The organism is Arthrobacter sp. TmtSoilC77, assembly GCF_059739415.1.
Genome location: NZ_AP046050.1, coordinates 4,582,285 through 4,599,562, shown reverse-complemented (window position 1 = coordinate 4,599,562; position 17,278 = coordinate 4,582,285). Strand labels below are relative to the sequence as shown.

General features: G+C 62.6%; 17 protein-coding genes. 5 read left to right on the top strand and 12 right to left on the bottom strand.

The window, feature by feature from the left end:
• Positions 1 to 26: 26 nt before the first annotated feature.
• Entirely contained in the window at positions 27 to 638 is a 612-nt protein-coding gene (locus AC6I99_RS21295; protein ID WP_216927281.1) for an NADPH-dependent FMN reductase, read from the bottom strand.
• A gap of 185 nt (positions 639 to 823) precedes the next feature.
• On the opposite strand from AC6I99_RS21295, the gene AC6I99_RS21290 reads away from it, so the two are divergent.
• The 5 genes from AC6I99_RS21290 (at position 824) to AC6I99_RS21270 (ending at position 4,585) form a co-directional block, all read left to right on the top strand.
• Entirely contained in the window at positions 824 to 2,032 is a 1,209-nt protein-coding gene (locus AC6I99_RS21290; RefSeq protein WP_497961793.1) for a Re/Si-specific NAD(P)(+) transhydrogenase subunit alpha, read from the top strand.
• The gene (locus AC6I99_RS21285) at positions 2,032 to 2,367 is read left to right on the top strand and encodes an NAD(P) transhydrogenase subunit alpha part 2 (protein WP_497961791.1); all 336 of its coding nucleotides are present in this window, start codon (positions 2,032 to 2,034) and stop codon (positions 2,365 to 2,367) included. Before AC6I99_RS21290 ends, AC6I99_RS21285 begins: the two co-directional genes overlap by 1 nt.
• The gene (locus tag AC6I99_RS21280) at positions 2,364 to 3,737 is read left to right on the top strand and encodes an NAD(P)(+) transhydrogenase (Re/Si-specific) subunit beta (RefSeq protein WP_224092968.1); all 1,374 of its coding nucleotides are present in this window, start codon (positions 2,364 to 2,366) and stop codon (positions 3,735 to 3,737) included. The genes AC6I99_RS21285 and AC6I99_RS21280 overlap by 4 nt, the downstream gene beginning before the upstream one ends.
• A gap of 138 nt (positions 3,738 to 3,875) precedes the next feature.
• Positions 3,876 to 4,118, top strand: a complete 243-nt coding sequence (locus AC6I99_RS21275) for a hypothetical protein (protein ID WP_224165793.1) — start codon at positions 3,876 to 3,878, stop codon at positions 4,116 to 4,118.
• Positions 4,119 to 4,237: 119 nt separating this feature from the next.
• Positions 4,238 to 4,585, top strand: coding sequence for a hypothetical protein (locus tag AC6I99_RS21270; RefSeq protein WP_224092974.1), 348 nt, complete (start codon positions 4,238 to 4,240; stop codon positions 4,583 to 4,585).
• 20 nt (positions 4,586 to 4,605) lie between these two features.
• Here AC6I99_RS21270 and AC6I99_RS21265 read toward each other — a convergent pair whose 3' ends face one another.
• From AC6I99_RS21265 to speB, 11 genes are all read right to left on the bottom strand, one after another.
• Positions 4,606 to 5,334: a maleate cis-trans isomerase family protein gene (locus AC6I99_RS21265; RefSeq protein WP_224092976.1), complete on the bottom strand. Its 729-nt coding sequence runs from the start codon at positions 5,332 to 5,334 to the stop codon at positions 4,606 to 4,608.
• Between the two features lie 8 nt (positions 5,335 to 5,342).
• Positions 5,343 to 6,782, bottom strand: coding sequence for an amidohydrolase family protein (locus AC6I99_RS21260; protein ID WP_497961789.1), 1,440 nt, complete (start codon positions 6,780 to 6,782; stop codon positions 5,343 to 5,345).
• Positions 6,783 to 6,809: 27 nt separating this feature from the next.
• Positions 6,810 to 7,625, bottom strand: a complete 816-nt coding sequence (locus tag AC6I99_RS21255) for an aspartate/glutamate racemase family protein (protein ID WP_497961787.1) — start codon at positions 7,623 to 7,625, stop codon at positions 6,810 to 6,812.
• Positions 7,622 to 8,305 (bottom strand): GntR family transcriptional regulator, encoded by a 684-nt coding sequence (locus tag AC6I99_RS21250; RefSeq protein WP_224092982.1) that lies wholly within the window; start codon positions 8,303 to 8,305, stop codon positions 7,622 to 7,624. Before AC6I99_RS21250 ends, AC6I99_RS21255 begins: the two co-directional genes overlap by 4 nt.
• Positions 8,306 to 8,408: 103 nt before the next feature.
• The gene (locus AC6I99_RS21245) at positions 8,409 to 9,758 is read right to left on the bottom strand and encodes an MFS transporter (RefSeq protein ID WP_224165788.1); all 1,350 of its coding nucleotides are present in this window, start codon (positions 9,756 to 9,758) and stop codon (positions 8,409 to 8,411) included.
• Positions 9,759 to 10,132: 374 nt separating this feature from the next.
• Complete coding sequence (locus AC6I99_RS21240; RefSeq protein WP_497961785.1) at positions 10,133 to 11,032, bottom strand: amino acid-binding protein; 900 nt, start codon at positions 11,030 to 11,032, stop codon at positions 10,133 to 10,135.
• Between the two features lie 207 nt (positions 11,033 to 11,239).
• The gene (gene mscL / locus AC6I99_RS21235; protein WP_224165786.1) at positions 11,240 to 11,692 is read right to left on the bottom strand and encodes a large conductance mechanosensitive channel protein MscL; all 453 of its coding nucleotides are present in this window, start codon (positions 11,690 to 11,692) and stop codon (positions 11,240 to 11,242) included.
• A 180-nt stretch (positions 11,693 to 11,872) separates the two neighbouring features.
• Positions 11,873 to 13,150, bottom strand: a complete 1,278-nt coding sequence (locus AC6I99_RS21230) for a D-arabinono-1,4-lactone oxidase (RefSeq protein WP_224092989.1) — start codon at positions 13,148 to 13,150, stop codon at positions 11,873 to 11,875.
• Between the two features lie 28 nt (positions 13,151 to 13,178).
• On the bottom strand, positions 13,179 to 14,708 hold the full coding sequence (locus AC6I99_RS21225; protein ID WP_497961782.1) for an aminobutyraldehyde dehydrogenase: 1,530 nt from the start codon (positions 14,706 to 14,708) through the stop codon (positions 13,179 to 13,181).
• 22 nt (positions 14,709 to 14,730) lie between these two features.
• Positions 14,731 to 16,164, bottom strand: a complete 1,434-nt coding sequence (locus AC6I99_RS21220) for a purine-cytosine permease family protein (protein ID WP_497961780.1) — start codon at positions 16,162 to 16,164, stop codon at positions 14,731 to 14,733.
• Positions 16,161 to 17,159, bottom strand: a complete 999-nt coding sequence (gene speB, locus AC6I99_RS21215) for an agmatinase (RefSeq protein ID WP_497961779.1) — start codon at positions 17,157 to 17,159, stop codon at positions 16,161 to 16,163. Before speB ends, AC6I99_RS21220 begins: the two co-directional genes overlap by 4 nt.
• Positions 17,160 to 17,278 lie beyond the last annotated feature (119 nt).

Below are 17,278 nucleotides of genomic sequence, written 5' to 3'. Positions count from 1 at the left end.
TAGTAAGCATACTGACCAATGAGGGACTAGCGCGTGAGCTTGGCCGAATCCGGTTCCTGATCGCCGATATGGCCCGGAGCGTTGGCTGCCAGGACACGCTGGACGAACGCGCTGTATTCCGCCATATAGTGGCGCAGCAACCCTGCCGTGCCCTCGTCCTTAACCGAGCCGTCGTCGTCGTACGCGTCCGCGACGAAGCGGATGTAAGCCTCCGGCGCATTCAGCTGGGGTGCGTCGAGGAAGCTGAGCACGCTGCGCATGGAGGACTGCATCACCGCAGTCCCGATGCCGCCCGGCGACGCTCCGATGATGCCGGTGGGCTTCCGGGCGAAGGAGTTGGTGCCCCAGGGCCGGGATCCCCAGTCGATGGCGTTCTTCAAAGCGCCTGGAATGGAGCGGTTGTACTCGGGTGAGACGAACAGGATGCCGTCCGACGCGGCGATCGCATCCTTCAATTCCCTGCCGGCAGGCGGAAAGTCGGAGTCGTAGTCGGAGCTGTACAGCGGGAGGTCCCGGATGGCGATCTCATGGAACTCCAGTTCCGGAGGCGCCACGCTGATGAGGGCTTTGGAGAGGACGCGGTTGATAGATGTACTGGAGAGGCTTCCGACGAAATAGCCGATCTTGAATGTGTCCATGGCGGCGTTCCTTCCCGACGGCACGGCCGGAACCGGCTCGTCGACGGTGTGGAGGCTGGGTGCCCCAGCTTCCACCGACCCTAATGGACTTGTCCACATAGCGCACCCCCCTACTCCCGTCCGGACCCTTGCGGCCATAGACTCGTGCCAACTGGTTCTGGAGAGTTCCCAAAGAGGGGTGGCGGGTGAAAGCAGGCATAGCGCGCGAGGCACTCGACGGTGAGCGCAGAGTGGCAGCCACGCCCGAAACGGTCAAGCAATTGACCGGGTTGGGCCTTGATGTTGAGATCGAGTCCGGGGCGGGGATCGCCTCTGGACATAGCGACGACGAATACCGGCAGGCCGGCGCTTCCGTTGTCCAGTCCTTGGATCTCGGATCCCTGGACGTTTACTGCCACGTGCGTCCCATGGAACCGTCGACGGCGGGAGCCCTCCGCCCTGGTTCGGTCACCGTCGGGTTGGGGTCGCCGTCGTCGGAGTTACCAACGGTACGGGCGCTCGCCGCAGGTGGCATCACATCCTTTGCGATGGAACTGGTTCCCCGGATCTCACGGGCACAGTCCATGGACGCCCTCACCTCACAGGCATTGGTGGCCGGATACCGCTGCGTCCTCGAGGCCGCGACGCGTCTGCCACGGTTCTTCCCCTTGTACATGACCGCGGCCGGGACCATTCCGCCGGCCCGTGTCCTGGTGCTGGGCGCAGGTGTCGCCGGGCTCCAAGCGATCGGCACCGCCAAGAGGCTGGGCGCGCGGGTTTCAGCCAATGACATCCGCCCTGCGTCGGCGGACGAAGTGGCTTCCATGGGCGGAACCTTCATCAAGCTGGACCTCGAAACAGCCGAAGCTTCAGGCGGGTATGCCCGTGAACTCAGCGCAGACAGGGGCGCCCTGCAGCGTGCGCTCCTGACCCCGCACGTGGCGCAGGCAGATGTCCTCATCACAACGGCCGCCGTTCCCGGACGACGCGCACCGCTGCTGGTGAGCCGTGAAATGGTCCAAGGGATGCGCCCTGGATCTGTCGTAGTAGATCTGGCGGCTGAGTCAGGTGGCAACGTGGAAGGCAGCATCCCGGGGCAGGACATCCACATCCCCACAGCTGATGGGCAAGGTGAAGTGACCTTGGTGGGGCTCAAGGACCCAGCATCCGCGATGCCCGCAGATGCCTCCCGTTTGTTCGCCAAGAACGTGGCCAACCTGATCGCCTTGATGACCAGGGAGGGAGTTGTGGCCCCCGACTTTGAGGACGAGGTTGTGGCGGGAACCTGCCTCACTCACGACGGCGAGGTGCGGCACACGCCTACGGCTGAAGCACTCGCGGCGCTCGCGGGTGAGACCGGCCCCTTTGGAAGTGCCCACACAGCGGCTAACCCTGGCAGTGAAGGAGTGCATTGATGGATGGCATGAGTCTGCTCACGATCACCGTACTGGCAGTTTTCGTGGGCTTCGAGGTCGTCTCCAAAGTCTCCAGTACCCTCCACACACCCCTGATGTCCGGGGCAAATGCGATCCACGGAATCATTCTCGTGGGTGCCATCATCGTCGCGGGCCAGGCCTCTGATCCGTGGGTACTGGCAGTCGCCCTGCTGGCTGTCGTCCTGGCCACGGCCAACCTTGTGGGCGGATTCGTGGTGACGGACCGCATGCTGGAGATGTTCCGTGAGAGGCAACGGCCGTCGTCGTCAGTTGTCTCCTCCGGGGAACATGCGGGCAAGGAGCGCGGCCGGTGACTCTCCTGGATCCCACGTGGACGGCTCTCCTTTACCTCGCAGCGGCTGCTTGTTTCATCCTTGCTTTGAAGGGACTGAATTCCCCGCGAACTGCACGGCGCGGAAACCTCATCGGGGCATTCGGCGCTTTGTTGGCCGTGGTTACTGTGTTCGTCTCGGTGAAGCTGGACAACGTTCCGTGGATCGTTGGGGCAATAGCCGTGGGATCGGTGGTGGCCGCACCTGTGGCACGCCGCGTTCAGATGACACAGATGCCGCAACTCGTGGCCCTGTTCAACGGCGTGGGCGGCGGTGCGGCTGCGCTCGTGGCATTGCTGGAGCTCTCGCATACAGGTGATGCTTGGGTTCGCTTGGCCATTGTGTTCACGCTGCTGGTCGGAGCGGTTTCCTTTGCGGGTTCTGGAGTCACTTTTGCCAAACTGCAAGGGCTGATGACCACCCGGCCGGTGACGTTCCCGGGCCTGCCAGTGCTGATGGCCGTGGTGCTGCTGGCCGCAGTGGGCGCAGGGGTGGTGGTGATACTGGATGGTTCATTGCTGCTCGCGTTGGTGCTGCTGATCCTTGGTCTTGTGGCCGGTGTCCTGCTGGTGCTCCCGGTGGGCGGCGCCGATGTACCGATTGTCATCTCGCTGCTCAACGCTTTCACCGGATTGGCCGTTGCCGCGTCGGGATTGGTGCTGGGTAACGTACTCCTGGTGGTTGCCGGAACCCTGGTTGGAGCGTCAGGCACCATCCTCACCCGGGCCATGGCTGCCGCAATGGGCCGAAGCGTTGCGGGAATCATGTTCGGTGCCTTCAAGGGTGGCTCCACGGCTGGGTCCACTGCCGTGAGTGAGCGCCCGGTCAGGTCCTCCAGCCCGGAAGATGTTGCGGTGCTGCTCGGTTACGCCCAACGGGTGATCATCGTTCCGGGGTACGGCTTGGCTGTGGCGCAAGGCCAGCACACAGCCGCTGAATTGGCCTTGGCTTTGGAAGCACGCGGGACAGAGGTTGACTTCGCCATCCATCCGGTGGCCGGACGTATGCCCGGGCACATGAACGTCCTTCTGGCCGAGGCCAACGTGCCCTATGAATCGCTGAAGGAAATGAGCGACATCAATCCGGAGTTCAAGACCGCGGACGTTGCCCTTGTGGTGGGTGCCAATGACGTCGTGAACCCCGCAGCCAAGACCACCTCAGGTTCGCCGATCTACGGAATGCCCATCCTGGAAGTAGCTGAGGCCCGGCAGGTGGTATTCCTCAAACGTTCCATGCGTCCAGGATTCGCCGGCATCGAAAACGAACTTCTCTACGAACCTCAGACCACTTTGCTGTTCGGCGACGCGAAGGATTCGTTGACCAAGGTGTTGGGCGCTGTGAAGGCGCTCTAGCAGGGTTGGCCCCCTAAATTCGGCGCCGATATTCGCGTCATATACGGGTTTGCAGAGCCACATCTTTTGTACAGAAGTCTGCCCAGAAGGCGACTGCGGAAAGATGAATGGCTAGGAGTCAGCGATTTGCAAGACGACATGAAGGATTCGACGCCCGATTCGCGCTTCGACAAACCACAAAGCAAGAGGGTGACGGATTGGAGGCCACTCGTTGGCCAGGATGTGCAGATCTGGCGCGGCAACAAGATCGTGGACCAAGGCCGGGTGGAGGCCGTGACTGCCGACGGCAAAGTTCTGTGGCTCAAACAACTTGGAGCAATCGAACGTCGGTTGGTCATGAAGGAACCCGGAACAGGGCTCCGGGTACGGCTCATCCCTTGAACGCAATCCTTGGAGCGCGCGCGGCCCTGGCTCTTCCCGGCCATCCGCCGTCGTCCTAAGCTGAACCGTACGAGTTACCCAACCCATGCCGAACCGCCACATCGAAGCGAGGTTGCGCCATGACCGTGAAACTCAACAAGAAAGCCTTCGACAACGCGAAGCACCTGATCCGTGACGGCAAGATCGTCAAGGATGTCCGGGATGACTGGAGCGAGCACGCCCCGTCCACCAAGGACGAGAACGAGTTCCTGGAGAAGAACGGCCAAGCCGAGTATTCCAAGTGGTACCTCGGCGTGGACGACGATCATCCGGCTGACCAAAAGGGCCACTACAAATTTCCCTTCGGAGACTTCAAGAAGATCCACAGATGCGCGGTCATCTCTGCCGAAAGTCGGGCAGCCCAGAACGACTATGACGATATCCGGGATGCGCTCGGCAAGCTGCTCGAACGCATCGATGAGGAATGAGCCTTGACGGGCAAGCTCATCTACTCAGCCAGCAAGCGCCCCCATTTCGGGTCCAGCAACGGAGCTCCGGCAAGCTTGAGTGCATGCCAGAGGGTCACTGCCACAGAATCGAGCACCGGAACGCCGGTCCGGGCCTCCACCTCGGCCGTGATGTTGGCTCCGTAAAGATTCGTGCACAGGTAGACCAAGGCGTCCGGGTGGGCGGCTGCCAGCTCCAGGGAACCCGGCAGCATCTCCTCATCGGCGACCCGGCCAAAGGATTCGTTATCAGTCAGGTCGAGGTGCCGGTGATCGATCGTCTTGATGCCTTCCTTGGCATAGGACGCGATCACGGCCTCATTCACGTCTGCCGTATAGGGGGTGAACAATCCGATTCGCTCGGTGCCAAAAGTAGAAAACGCGTTCAAGTAGGCGAGCGTGGACGTGGTGGCCGGTATGCCTGTGGCGTCCGTGATCTCACTGACCAAGGCATGGTCGTGGGAAGCTCCAAGCCAGGATCCGGAGGTGCCGTTCCAAGCAATGACGTCCACATTCGCCGTGGCCAGCAACTCGGCGGCGGCACGCATTACAGAGGAATCGAATTGCTTGTCCGAGGAGTCGTCCAGGGCGATTCGCGTGACCGGTATGCGGGTTGAATGGATGGTTACATCCTGGCGATCGCCCAGGATCCGGTAGGTCTGTGGCTCAAGGCAGGTGTTGGAGGACGGCACGATCATGCCGATGCGGATGGGGCGGTTGTTTGAAGGCATGCTTGCTCCTAGGCGCTGAGGGATTCGGCAGAGGGAAGGACGGGAACGGAGAGGGCGTCGCGGTGTTCAGCGAACCCGTTCCGGGCGACGAAACGTCCGACGGCGCCAGGATCGTGGAAACCGTCCTCGTCGAGGACCACTCGCCCGGAAGAGACCACGACGGCGGGCCAACCGTTCAGCGTCTTCCCTTCAAAAGGCGAGAAATCAGTCCCCATGTGCAGCGCACCGCCGTCGACGGTTTGCTGGAAGGCGGGATCGAAGATTACGAGGTCGGCGTCGAAGCCTTCCACGATGGCGCCCTTCCGCGGTACGGCGTTGATCCGTGCGGGGCCGGCGGAGAAGACCTCAACGAACTCCTCCACAGAGCCGCCCGACTCAGTGACCAATGCCGTGAACGTCACGGGCATCCGCGTCTCGACGCCGGGGAGGCCGTGCGGCATGTAGCGGACGTCGTCCGTGCGCTCGCGTTTTTGCGAGAGGTCGTAGCAGGAGTGGTCCGAGGAAACAGTGTGGATTGCCCCGGCCGCGAGGCGTTCCTTGAGCGCGGCCACCGTTTCGGCACTCCGCATCGGCGGACAGCAGGCGTACCACTCGGGGAATTTTGAACCGTAGACGGTGTCATCCAGGGTCAAATAGTGCGGGCACGTCTCGGAGTACGCTTCCTGGCCGCGCTCGCGGGCTTCGGTGACCAGATCCACGGCGCCCGGTGTGGACTGATGGACGAAGTAGACGGGCGCTCCGGTGTACTCAGCCATCGCCAGGGTTTCCTTGACCGAGATCTCCTCGGCAAGCTCAGGCCGGGTACGGTGCAGGTGTTCGATGCCGATGCGGCCATCCGCGACGTGCTGGTCAGTGCAATCGGTGATGATGGGATCGTGCTCTGCATGGATGTACGTGAGGCCATCCAAGCGCACCATTTCGCGCATGACCTTCAGGATGGTGTCGCCGTCGGCCATGGTTGAACCGCGGTTGGTGGTGTACATCTTCACGGACCGCACACCCTCGGCGGCGAGCTGCTCAAGCTGCCACGGGACCGTCTCATCCCATGCGACAACCGAGCCGTGCAAGGCAACATCGCAGCGCGACTCGGCAGCGAGGCGCTTCTTGTTGAGCACGGCATCCAGCGGTGTTTCCTGGTTATCCCGGGGAATGCCGAAGTCGATGATGGTGGTGGTGCCACCCCACAGCGCGGCCGTTGATGTGGTCCGGTAGTCATCCAGGGTGCGGAATCGGCCCGTCACCTGGGCAACATGGCAGTGGCCATCGATGCCACCGGGAATGACCAGCTGGCCGTACGCTTCAATGGTGCGTGCAGCCACGGGAATGGGTTCGGTGGCGTCAATGAGCTGGACGATGCGTCCGCTGTCCACCACCACGTGGGCCGCTTGCCGGCCGAAGCTGTTGACCACGGTGCCGTTGGCAATGACGAGATCGGGGAAATGGGACATCGTTGTCCTCCTTGTTCTTGGGAAGCGTTAGAGAGTGGGGGACGAGGAAAGGTGCGCCGACTGCGCTACGGTCAGGGCAGCGTCGAGGTTTTCGGAGAGACCCTGACGGCGCTTGACCGGTGGCGCGGCGAACGAGCCGCCGCGATGTGCGCCCGACTTCAACGCGATCACGGCCTCCGTCATGCGGATGCCGGCCGAGATGCCGTCCACCACGGGCACTGGAATCTGGCCTTCGAGCTCGCGGGCAAGTCCTGCTAGCGGCGCACCTGCAAGGATCACGACGTCGGCACCGTCCTCTGCGACCGCCTGCCGGCTAAGTGCCAGGAGCGTTTCCTTGAAGTCGGCCTGTACGGATCCGATCGAATTGAGGCTCTGGTTGATGGAGCGGATGGAGGCGAGACGGCCGCCAAAACCGAACCGCTCTACGCAGTCGAGGTACCAGGCCTGGATGCGGTCCGAGATGGCGATGATGGAGAAACGCTGGCCTTGGAGTGCTGCCGCGCAGAGTGCGGCTTCGGTGATCCCGATGACGGGTACGTCCACCAGTTCCTTCAGGGCAGGCATGCCGGGATCGCCGAAGGCAGCCACAACGACGCCGTCCACAGCGGCACCGCCGCGTTCACGCCCAAGGCTGGCTCCGCCGTCGTGCGCGTATTCGGCGATCAGCTCGGCAACAGCGCCAGCAGCGATCAGCGACTCGAAGCGGGTTTCGATATATTCGACGCCGTGTCCGGCGGTCCGCACGATCAATTCGGTATCCGGTCCTGCCGAGCGCAGGGCCTCGGCCTCGATCAGTGCCGTGACGTCGTCACTGATGTTGGGGTTGATGACCAGGAGTTTCATGATTTTTTCCGTTGCAGCTTGGGCTCAGTGTGGCTGGAATCCTCCGGGAACTGCTCGCGGTACTTGCCGATGTGCGACGCCGACTGGGTAGCGGCGCGGTCAGGATCGCCGCTGGCGATTGCAGCGTAGAGGTCGCGGTGTTCCTGGATGAGTTCCGGGAGATCGCTGACGTGGCGGAACAGCCAGTGCATGCGTCCCTGGAGTGGTTCCAGCGCGGAGCGGAGAAAGTCGTTGTTGGCGATGGCCGTGATGGCATCGTGGAAATCGCTGTTGGCGCGGTGGGCTTCCAGGATGGAGCCCTTGGCCAGGCAGCGATCGGCCTCATCCAGCAGTCCGGCGAGGTGTTCAAGATTCGCGGCGGTTGCGCGCTTGGCAGCCAAGCGGCAGGCAAGGACTTCCAAGGATTGACGGACGTCGAAGAGGTCCTCCACGTCCTTGGCGCTCAAGCCGCTGACCTCGGAACCGCGGCCGGCGCGGTCCCGGATCAGCCCTTCTTGCCTCAGCATGCGGAGTGCTTCGCGGATGGGCAGTCGGGAGACGTTGAATTCGGCGGCGAGGTCGCGCTCCACCAGCCTGGTGCCGGGCGCATAGTGCCCCTCAAAAATCCTGGAACGGAGCGTGTCACGCACTGACTCCCGGAGGGGGCGGTCAGTGATGTTCGTGTCTTCTGCGGCTAGCATTTCCAGCTCCATTTCGTGATGTGTGAGGGGGTGCGCCCGGCGACCAGGCGGGCTTCCGGCTATCCGGCGGTTCAGTACCGTCCGGCCGGCCCGGTCAGGCGAGTTAGACCGGGAGTCGCTTGTTGTAATCCAGGACCAGGACGGAGATGCCCATGATCACCGCGGATCCAACAAAGTACAGCAGCGCCCAGGTGTAGGAGCCGGTGGCCCCGACAATCAGGCCTACCACAATCGGCGTGACGAACCCGGCGATGTTGCCGCTGAAGTTCATTGCCCCGCCGAGCACACCGGCGTTGGTGCGGCCGCCCAGGATGGACGGGATGGACCAGAACAGGCCAACCCAGCGCAGGAAGAACAGGACTACAGAGAGAAGCACGACGGCGGTGATCGGGTCTGCGACCACGGTGACACCTACGAGGCCGCCCACCACTACGACGCTGGAGAATCCCAGTAGGGTACGCATGACGCGGTTGGCGGAGGCGCCGGATGCGCGCCATTTGTCGGCGATGATTCCGCCGAGGATTTCGCCGACGAAGCCGGCACCGAAGATCACGAATGTGGACCAGCCGATGGTCTTCAGGTCGAAGCCCTTGGCTTGGGCCAGATACAGCGGGCCCCAGGTCAGCAGACCGTAGAAGACGCCGTTGAAGCCTAGCCAGCCGAAGCACATTGCCCAGAACGAACGGAACTTCAGGTAGGGGAGAAGGGCTCGCTTGCCCTGCGCGCCTTCCTTGGCTGCCTCGGCGTCGTCCTCGGCATGCGAGGCTTCGATGTACTCAGCTTCGGCATCGTTGACGCCCTTGTGCTGGCGGGGGTTGTCGCGGATGTACCACCAGACCGCCAAGCCCATGAGAATCGTGGCGGCACCGGCGATGATGAACGACATGCGCCAGCTGCCCGTGGAGGCGATCAGCCAGGTGATGAGGATGCCGCCCAGGCCAGCGCCCAGGGGAGCTCCGGCATCGAGGATGGTGGCGCCGCGGCCACGTTCCTTCTTGTGCATCCAGATGGCATTGAGCTTGCCACCGGCAGGCATGACGCCGGCCTCAGTGACGCCGATGCCAAGGCGTGCGATGAACATGCTCAGGAAGCCGCCTGCGAAGCCGGAAGCGGCAGTTGCTGCGCCCCAGCCGATGCAGGAAGCAGTGACCATCTTGCGGGGGCCGAACTTGTCGATCAGCCAGCCGACGGGAATTTGCATGAGTGCGTAGGTCCAGAAGAACGCCGACAACAGAAGCCCCACAAGCTCGGGCGGGAGGTTGAATTCCTTCTGGATGATGGGGAGCGCAACGGATATTGAACCGCGGTCGATGTAATTGACGGCGACCAGGACCAGGAGCAGGATGAACAGTTTCCAGCGGACGTTTGTGCGTCGCTGCACACCGTCCTTGGCGGTTTTGGGCTCGTTTTCCTGGTTTTCCTGGGTTGCCAGTTGGGTGTTTTGGGGAGACACAGCTTCTCCTTCAGAGGAGTCAACAGAGGTGGAATGTCTTTGGGGTATGTCTTTGGGGGGATGAGCCGGGCGTGGATATCGCTGCAGCCGGACCCGTGCCGGCGGCAACTGTTGCGGGCCCTGCCCTTTTGGTGGCGGGGGCCGCAGCCGGTAGCGGGTCTGTTTGGGATCCCGTTTTGGGATCCCAAAATCCAAGTTAGATGTGACGGGCCGCACTGTCAAGGATTTTGGTATACAAAATCTGTTGGCGAAATGTGACCGAGTGGGATGCGTGCGCGCCTTCCTTCCCGGTTACTCCCGCCTTGGCGCACGAAAACCCGGCGTTTTCTGGGAAATGCCGGGCTTTCGGGGTAGTAAGTGGGAAGAAGGGCTGGCTAGTCCTGGTATGCCGAGCTTGGGGAGGCTTCCGGACTGTATGCCAGAATCTCGGCGAGCTCAGCAAGCCGGTGCGCGCGTGCGGACTCGGCAGGCGTGAACGGCTCGCCTGGTCGGGAAAAGACCAGCGGTCCATGCCATGCGGTAGGAATCTTCAGGATGTCCGTTGAACGTTCGACGCCGGCACTCGCCTCGGGTGCCGGGTTCTCGGGGTCGTTGGGGACCACTTTGGCGGAAAGCAGTTCGGCAACCGCGTGCGGAAGCTCATTCGGGTTTCCGGCAATGCGGGTGGCCAGGCTCAGGGCCTTGGTTTGGCCATCAGCCATGGCAAGCGCTGTGGTTGGCCACACGTGTGACTCACGCCCGCCGCCGTCGTCGAGTGCTTTCAATAGTTCATGTTCGGTGACCTCACCCGGGGCGGAGAGGACGAACTCATCCAGCACTATTTGGGCGCCCTGTGTACCCTGGCGGCCCGGGGCATCCATCGGATGAACGTGGATGGTGAGGATGTTCGTGTCCATGCGGGCCAGCGACTGGGTGATCTTCTGCAACGAGCCGGGCTGGTCCCGCAGCAGGGTCCGGGCCCGCCACAAAGCAGGTGCGGCCTGCAGCTTGTGCCGCTGGCGGAGGGCTGGAGCATGCAACCATCGCCGGAGGACCTTGGCAGCCGACGGTTCGGCCACCCAGATAACCAGCACTGTGGCAGTCACGGTCAGCAGCAGCACTTTGGCCACATAGGGAAGATGGGTTTCCACAACCGCCGCGTGAACCAGCAGTTCAATGGGAAGCATCACCGCGATGTTGGCCAAGGTGAGCCGGGCCTTGGGCGGTTCGGGCAACTGTCCGCAGACATCGCACCGAAGATCCGCAGTAACGGGAGAGCTCATTTTGGGCTTCATGGTTTCATGCTGCCCCTCGCCTGTTTCGGGACGGTTGCCTCCGCGTCACGTTCTCGGGACACGCTGGTCGGTGCTCCGCTCCTGCCCACTTAGTGGCTTTGTGCCGAACGCCGGCAACGCAAAAGCCCGACGTTCCCGCGGTGGGAACGCCGGGCTTTGCAAAGCAACCGGGAAGGAACGCTCGGGCTTGGTCGTTACTGCTCGGACCTAGCGGACGCTGTCCGGGTCGAGGTCCGAATCGCGGTCCGTGCCACGGTGGGCCGCTGCGTCCTTCAAGAGATCCCGGATCTCGGCCAGCAGTGCGGTATCCGCAGGCAGCGGTTCTTCCTCGGGTTCTTCGGTGGAGAGGCGGTCCTTAACCATGGAATTGATCTTGTTCATGGGCGCCACGAAGATGAAGTAGACCACTGCCGCAGTGATCACGAAGGTCACAAGGGCAGTCAGCACCGCGCCGAAGTCGACGAACGTGGCCGGGTTGTTCTCCCAGATCTTGAAGCCAAGCCCTTCGGCATTCATGCCGCCGGCCGCAGCAATCACGGGGTTGATGATGTGGTTGGTGAAGGCTGCTACGAGAGCGGTGAAGGCACTGCCGATGACGACGGCAATGGCCAGTTCAATCACGTTGCCGCGAAGTATGAAGTCCTTGAAACCCTTAAGCATGGAATGTCCTCCGGATGGGTACGGGTGTGTGACTTAGGCAGAGAACAAACTACCACTTGCAGGTTTCAAACGGGTGTCAAGGGGATGTGAGAGAGGGATGCCGCCTGGGGGTGTGGATGTGAGAGGGGGATGCGGCTTGGGGGTGTGGATGTGAGAGAGCATCGGGTTTGTTCGTTGGGATCAGCCTACGAGGGCCCGGGTGTGGTCGTTCAGGAAGATACCGCGGGGATCGAATTCACGCCGGACCTGGATGAAGGTGTCCAGCTCGGGGTAGAGACGCTCAAGGCGGCCCCGGGTCATGAAGTGGATCTTTCCCCAGTGGGCCCGCGGCTCGAATTCCTGCAGGACGGCGTCGGCGTCCCGGAAGAACTGCCAGTAGTCGGTACCAGGCTCGGTGGTCAGGGTAATGACAGTACTGTCACGCCCTTGGAACTGGGACATGTAGGCGTCGTCGGCCTTCACCCAGCGGACCTCGACAGGGTACTTCTGCTCGGGATATTTGCTGCGGATCAGCTCCTGGATAGCCTCGACGGCGGCAAAGCCGTCCTCGCTGCGGACGAAGTACTCAAGTTCGTGGAACTGGGTGGTGAAGCCGCCGGGATAGATCCGGTACGAGCGGTCAAGCCGGGCACCTTCCACGGTCGAAATCCCGCGCTCGTCCTCAATGGAAGCAACGTTATACCGCTTGGTGTAGCTCCGGTTGGCCATGCTCAGGCCGGGTGCGCCAGGAAGATCCAGGAGCTCGCAGGAATCGTTCTCCGGGCACCATAGGAACGAGTAGTGCCTGTTGTTGTCAAGATCGTCCTGCCACGTCGAGGCAGTTTCAGCCCAGGTGGGATAGGTGATCTGTTCCTGCAGGTAGTAGCTGTCCTCAACAGCCAGCTCCACCTCCAGGAAAACACCCAGCGTACCTAGAGCAACTTGGGCGGCCCTGAGTTCGCGGAGCTGACCTTCGCCGATTTCCACGATGTCGCCATAGCCGTTGATGAGCTTTACCCAGCGGAGGTTGGACGAGAAACTGCCCAGGTGCTTTCCGGACCCGTGGGTGCTGGTGGCCAGTGCGCCGGCAATCTGCTGTTTGTCGATATCGCCCTGGTTGCCCAGGGCCAGGCCCTGCTCCCACAGCGGATCTCCAAAGGCGTTGATCGTGGTTCCGGCAAGGGCCCGTGCGCGACGCCCGGCCTTGTCAGTTCCTGTAATCGCGGAGAGCCCGGACATGTCCATCAGGACGCCGCCAGTCTGAACAAGAGGTGAGGACGAGTGCCCTGAGCCGACCGCCCGCACAGGCAGGCCTTCCCGAATGGCGAAACGGACGGCGTCGAGCGCTTCTTGCTCGTTCCTTGGCCGGACGGTGAAGGCCGGCGTCGCGCTCTGGTTCCCGCCCCAGTTGGTCCAGGTGATGTCTGTTCCAAAAGGTGCCGTGGGAGTGGCGGCGCGGGAAAGGTCTTTGGTGGTCATTGCTAAGCTCCGTTGCTTGTTTGAAGGCTTACGCGCCGTGGTTGATCATGACGTGCTTGGTGCGCGAGTAATCATCCAAGGCGTAGAGCGAGAGGTCGCGCCCATAGCCTGAGCCCTTGAATCCGCCCCACGGTACCTCACACGCAAGGACCAGGTGCGCATTCACCCAGACGGTGCCGAAGTCCAGCTGCTTGGGAATCCGCAGGGAGAGGCTGGAGTCCTTGGTCCACACGGAGGCGGACAGGCCGTAGGGGCTTTCGTTTGCACGGGTGACGGCCTCTTCAGTGGAAGAGAAGGTTTCCACAGTGACCACGGGGCCGAAGATTTCGTGGGTAGCGATGTGCGCGCCGGCAGGGACGTTGCTGATGACCGTTGGCTCGATGAAGTAGCCGGGACCTTCCAGTGCCGAGCCGCCAATCGCGATATTCAGTCCCGCCTCGCGGGCTTCGGCCAAGGATTCCTTGACGCGTTCAAAGTGGGGCCGGGAGATCATGGGACCGATTTCGACGTCGTCCCCAGCCTCGGGTGCGCCGACCACCAACGTGTTGACTTCGCGTACCAAGTGCTGGGTGAATTCTTCGGCCACGGACTCGTGGACCAGCACGCGGCAGGCAGCACCGCAATCCTGGCCGGCATTCCAGAATCCTGCATTGCGGACTCCAGCGGCGGCGGCGCGAAGATCGGCGTCGGGGAAGACAACAACCGGGGCTTTGCCGCCGAGTTCCAGGTGGACGCGCTTGACGGATTTTGCTGCAGTTTCCGCAACGGCCTGGCCACTAACGACGCTGCCCGTCAGGGCGACCAAAGCGATCGATGGGTGCTCCGAAAGCCGCTGTCCCACAGTGCGGCCCTGGCCAGTGACCACGTTGAGGATCCCGTCCGGGATCCGTCCGGCGAGCAGTTCCGCCAGCTTCAGCGTGGACAAGGGGGTTTGCTCGGAGGGCTTGAGGACGATGCTGTTGCCGGCAGCCAGAATCGGTGCGATCTTCCAGGCGGCCATGAGCAGCGGGTAGTTCCACGGGGTGATGACGCCGACGACGCCCACGGGTTCGCGGAGGATCACGGAGGTGTGGTCAGTGGCGTAGTCGCCGCCGGCCATGGAGGTCAGAGTGCGGGAGGCGCCGGCCATGAAACGGAACGTATCGATGGTGCTGGTGACGTCGTCATCGGCCACTGCCTGGGGCTTGCCGGTATTGGCGGACTCGATGAGCTCGAACGCTTGCCGGTTCTCTTCAATGATGTTGGCGATCAGGTTCAGGACGTCCGCGCGCTCCTTGGGGGTAGTAGCCCCCCAGGTCTTTTGGGCGACGACGGCGGCCTGTACAGCGGCGTCGACATCGTCCGCCGTGCCCGCCTGCACTGAGGCGATGACCTGCTCGGTGGTGGGATCCACGACGTCGATCAGCTGACCGGTGGAGCCGGGCACGAACGATCCGTTGATGAAGTGCCCCGCGGGAGGCAGGGGGAGCTGCGGAGGCAGGCTGTCGGCGTGGTCAGAGGACGTGCGTCGAACAGTGAACTGGACGGTTTCGGGGTGGGCAGTGTCTGTGAGGGTCATGACAAGTCGCTTTCAGATGAGGTCAGTTTGCGAGTGCAGGCGATGGAAAGGGGGCGGCTTCCGTCTTTTTCCGGAACACGCGTGCCGCGAAGTAGTAGAGGGGAGCAACCACTACGAGGCCGACGATCCAGGAGATGTCCACGCCGCCCATGGCGGCGGCCAGGGGGCCGGTGTAGATTGCGGTTGCCGAGAAGGGAACCTGGATCAGGGCGCCTGCTATGTAGGAGCCGATGGCGACCCAATTGAACCGCCCGTACACACCGCCGTCGCGCTTGAAGAAGTCCTCAACCCGGTAGTCGCCGTGCCGCAGAAGGTAGTAGTCCACCAGGTTGATGGCCGTCCAGGGGACCAGGACGTACATCAGGAAGGAGAGGAAGTTGGTGTAGAAGAGGATGAAGTTGTCGCGGGCGAACAAGGCGATGGAGACAGCGACGACGAAGAGGACGACCGCCGCGATGCTGCGGGTCTTGGCATGGGGCAACCATGAGGGTTTGAAGGTTTGGCCGATGGTCAGCGTGCACAGGACGCCGCAGTAGAGGTTCATGGCGTTGGACGCGGCGACTCCCAGGCAGAAGATGCCCACGATGATGAGGGTCCACGGCTGCAGCAACGCACCCAGGCTGCCAACGATTTCGACGTTGTCGGCACTCATGGTCATGGCGAGGGTTCCCACCAGGGCCCCCAGGATCATGGGGAACAACGTTCCCAGGACGCAGCCTGAGTAGGAAGCCCAGAACGCCGGTGCCGAGCCCGTGCCCTGGGGCATGTAGCGGGAGTAATCGGAGACGTAGGGTGCGTAGGCCAACTGCCACAGGGCCGAGACGGAGATGGTCCCCATGAAGCCAACCCAGTTGAAATTGCCCTCCGCAAGGAAGCTGGTGGGAAGGCCGTGTACAACGAGGATCCACACGAAGGCGAGCAACAGAGCCAGGCCCGCTGCAACGCTGAGGATCCTGGCATAGGCGTGGATGAGCCGGTAGCCGAAAATCGTGGCGATAACGCTGACCACGCCGATGATGATGATGCCGGCATCCACGCTGATGCCGGGGCTGACCGCGGCCATTGCTTCTCCGCCAAAGACGAGGTTTGCGGCGAAGAACCCGACGTACATGATGACCACGATGACCACGATCAACAGGGCGCCGAAGGAGCCGAACTGGCCGCGGGTCTGGATCATCTGCGCCACACCCAGCTGGGGGCCTTGGGCCGAGTGCAGCGCCATGAAGATGCCGCCCACGACGTTGCCGATGATGATGCCCACCAGCGCCGGCACGAAACCGAGGCCGAATACTGTGGTGGCAAGTCCGCCGGTCACGATGGTCATGATCATGATGTTGGAACCGAACCAGATGGTGAAGAGATCGCGCGCCTTGCCGTGACGCTCATTCAACGGGATCGGCTGGATGGTTTTGTCCTCTAGTCGCGGAACTTCGTGCGTGGCCAAGGGCGCGTTCATGATGCGCTCCGGGACGTCGAAGCCAGTTCACGGACTGTAGTGGCCTTGCTGCGGTTCACCATCAAGCCGAGGAGGTCGAAAACAAGGGTGGCCGCCGCGACGGTTGTGATGTCCGCATGGTCGTACGCCGGAGCGACCTCCACGACGTCGGCGCCCACGATGTTGATGCCGTTCAGGCCGCGGAGCAGGGCCAGGAGTTCACGGGAGTGGAGCCCGCCCATCTCCGGGGTGCCGGTACCGGGAGCGAACGCGGGGTCCAGGACGTCGATGTCGATGGAGACGTACACCGGGGTGTCGCCGAGCCTGTCCTTCACCTGCTGGATTGCGGCCGGGACACCGATGACATCCAGGTCCGAGCAGCGGATGATCTGGAACCCGAACTCGTGGTCCCTGAGGAAGTCATTGCGGTCATACACCGGGCCACGGATGCCGACGTGCATCGACTTGTCCTCCACAAGGAGGCCTTCCTCGAACGCCCGCCGGAAGATGGTTCCGTGCGTAATGGGCTGGTCAAAGTACGTGTCCCATGTATCCAGGTGGGCATCGAAATGCAGCAAAGCCACCGGACCATGGACCTTGTTCAGGGCCCTGAGCATCGGCAGGGCAATCGTGTGGTCGCCGCCGATCGAGATCAGCCGCTTGTCTTGGCTGATGAGGGGCAACGCCTGCTCCTCGATCTCACGAACAGCGCGGGTGATGTCGTAGGGCGTGCAGGCGATGTCGCCGGCGTCCACAACCTGGGCTTCGTAAACGGGTTCGACGTCGAGCTCCGGGTGGTAGCCCGGGCGCAGGAGACGCGAGGCCTCGCGAACCGCGGCAGGACCGAAACGGGCGCCGGGCCGGAAGGAAGTTCCGCCGTCGAACGGTACGCCGACAATCGCAATGTCATAGTCCGGGACGCGGTCAATTTGGGGGAGGCGGGCGAAGGTGCCGAGTCCGGCATACCGGGGGACTTTGGTTGCGTCGACAGGGCCGATGGGCTTGTGGATTGTCATTGCCGGTTCCTTGGTGTGAGGGGTGCTCGCCATTGAGCGGGAAGTAAGTAATTCCATTCTTGGTGACGCGGGTCACGGCGAATAGCGGTACATTGACTACAAATGGCCCAGACGCTTAG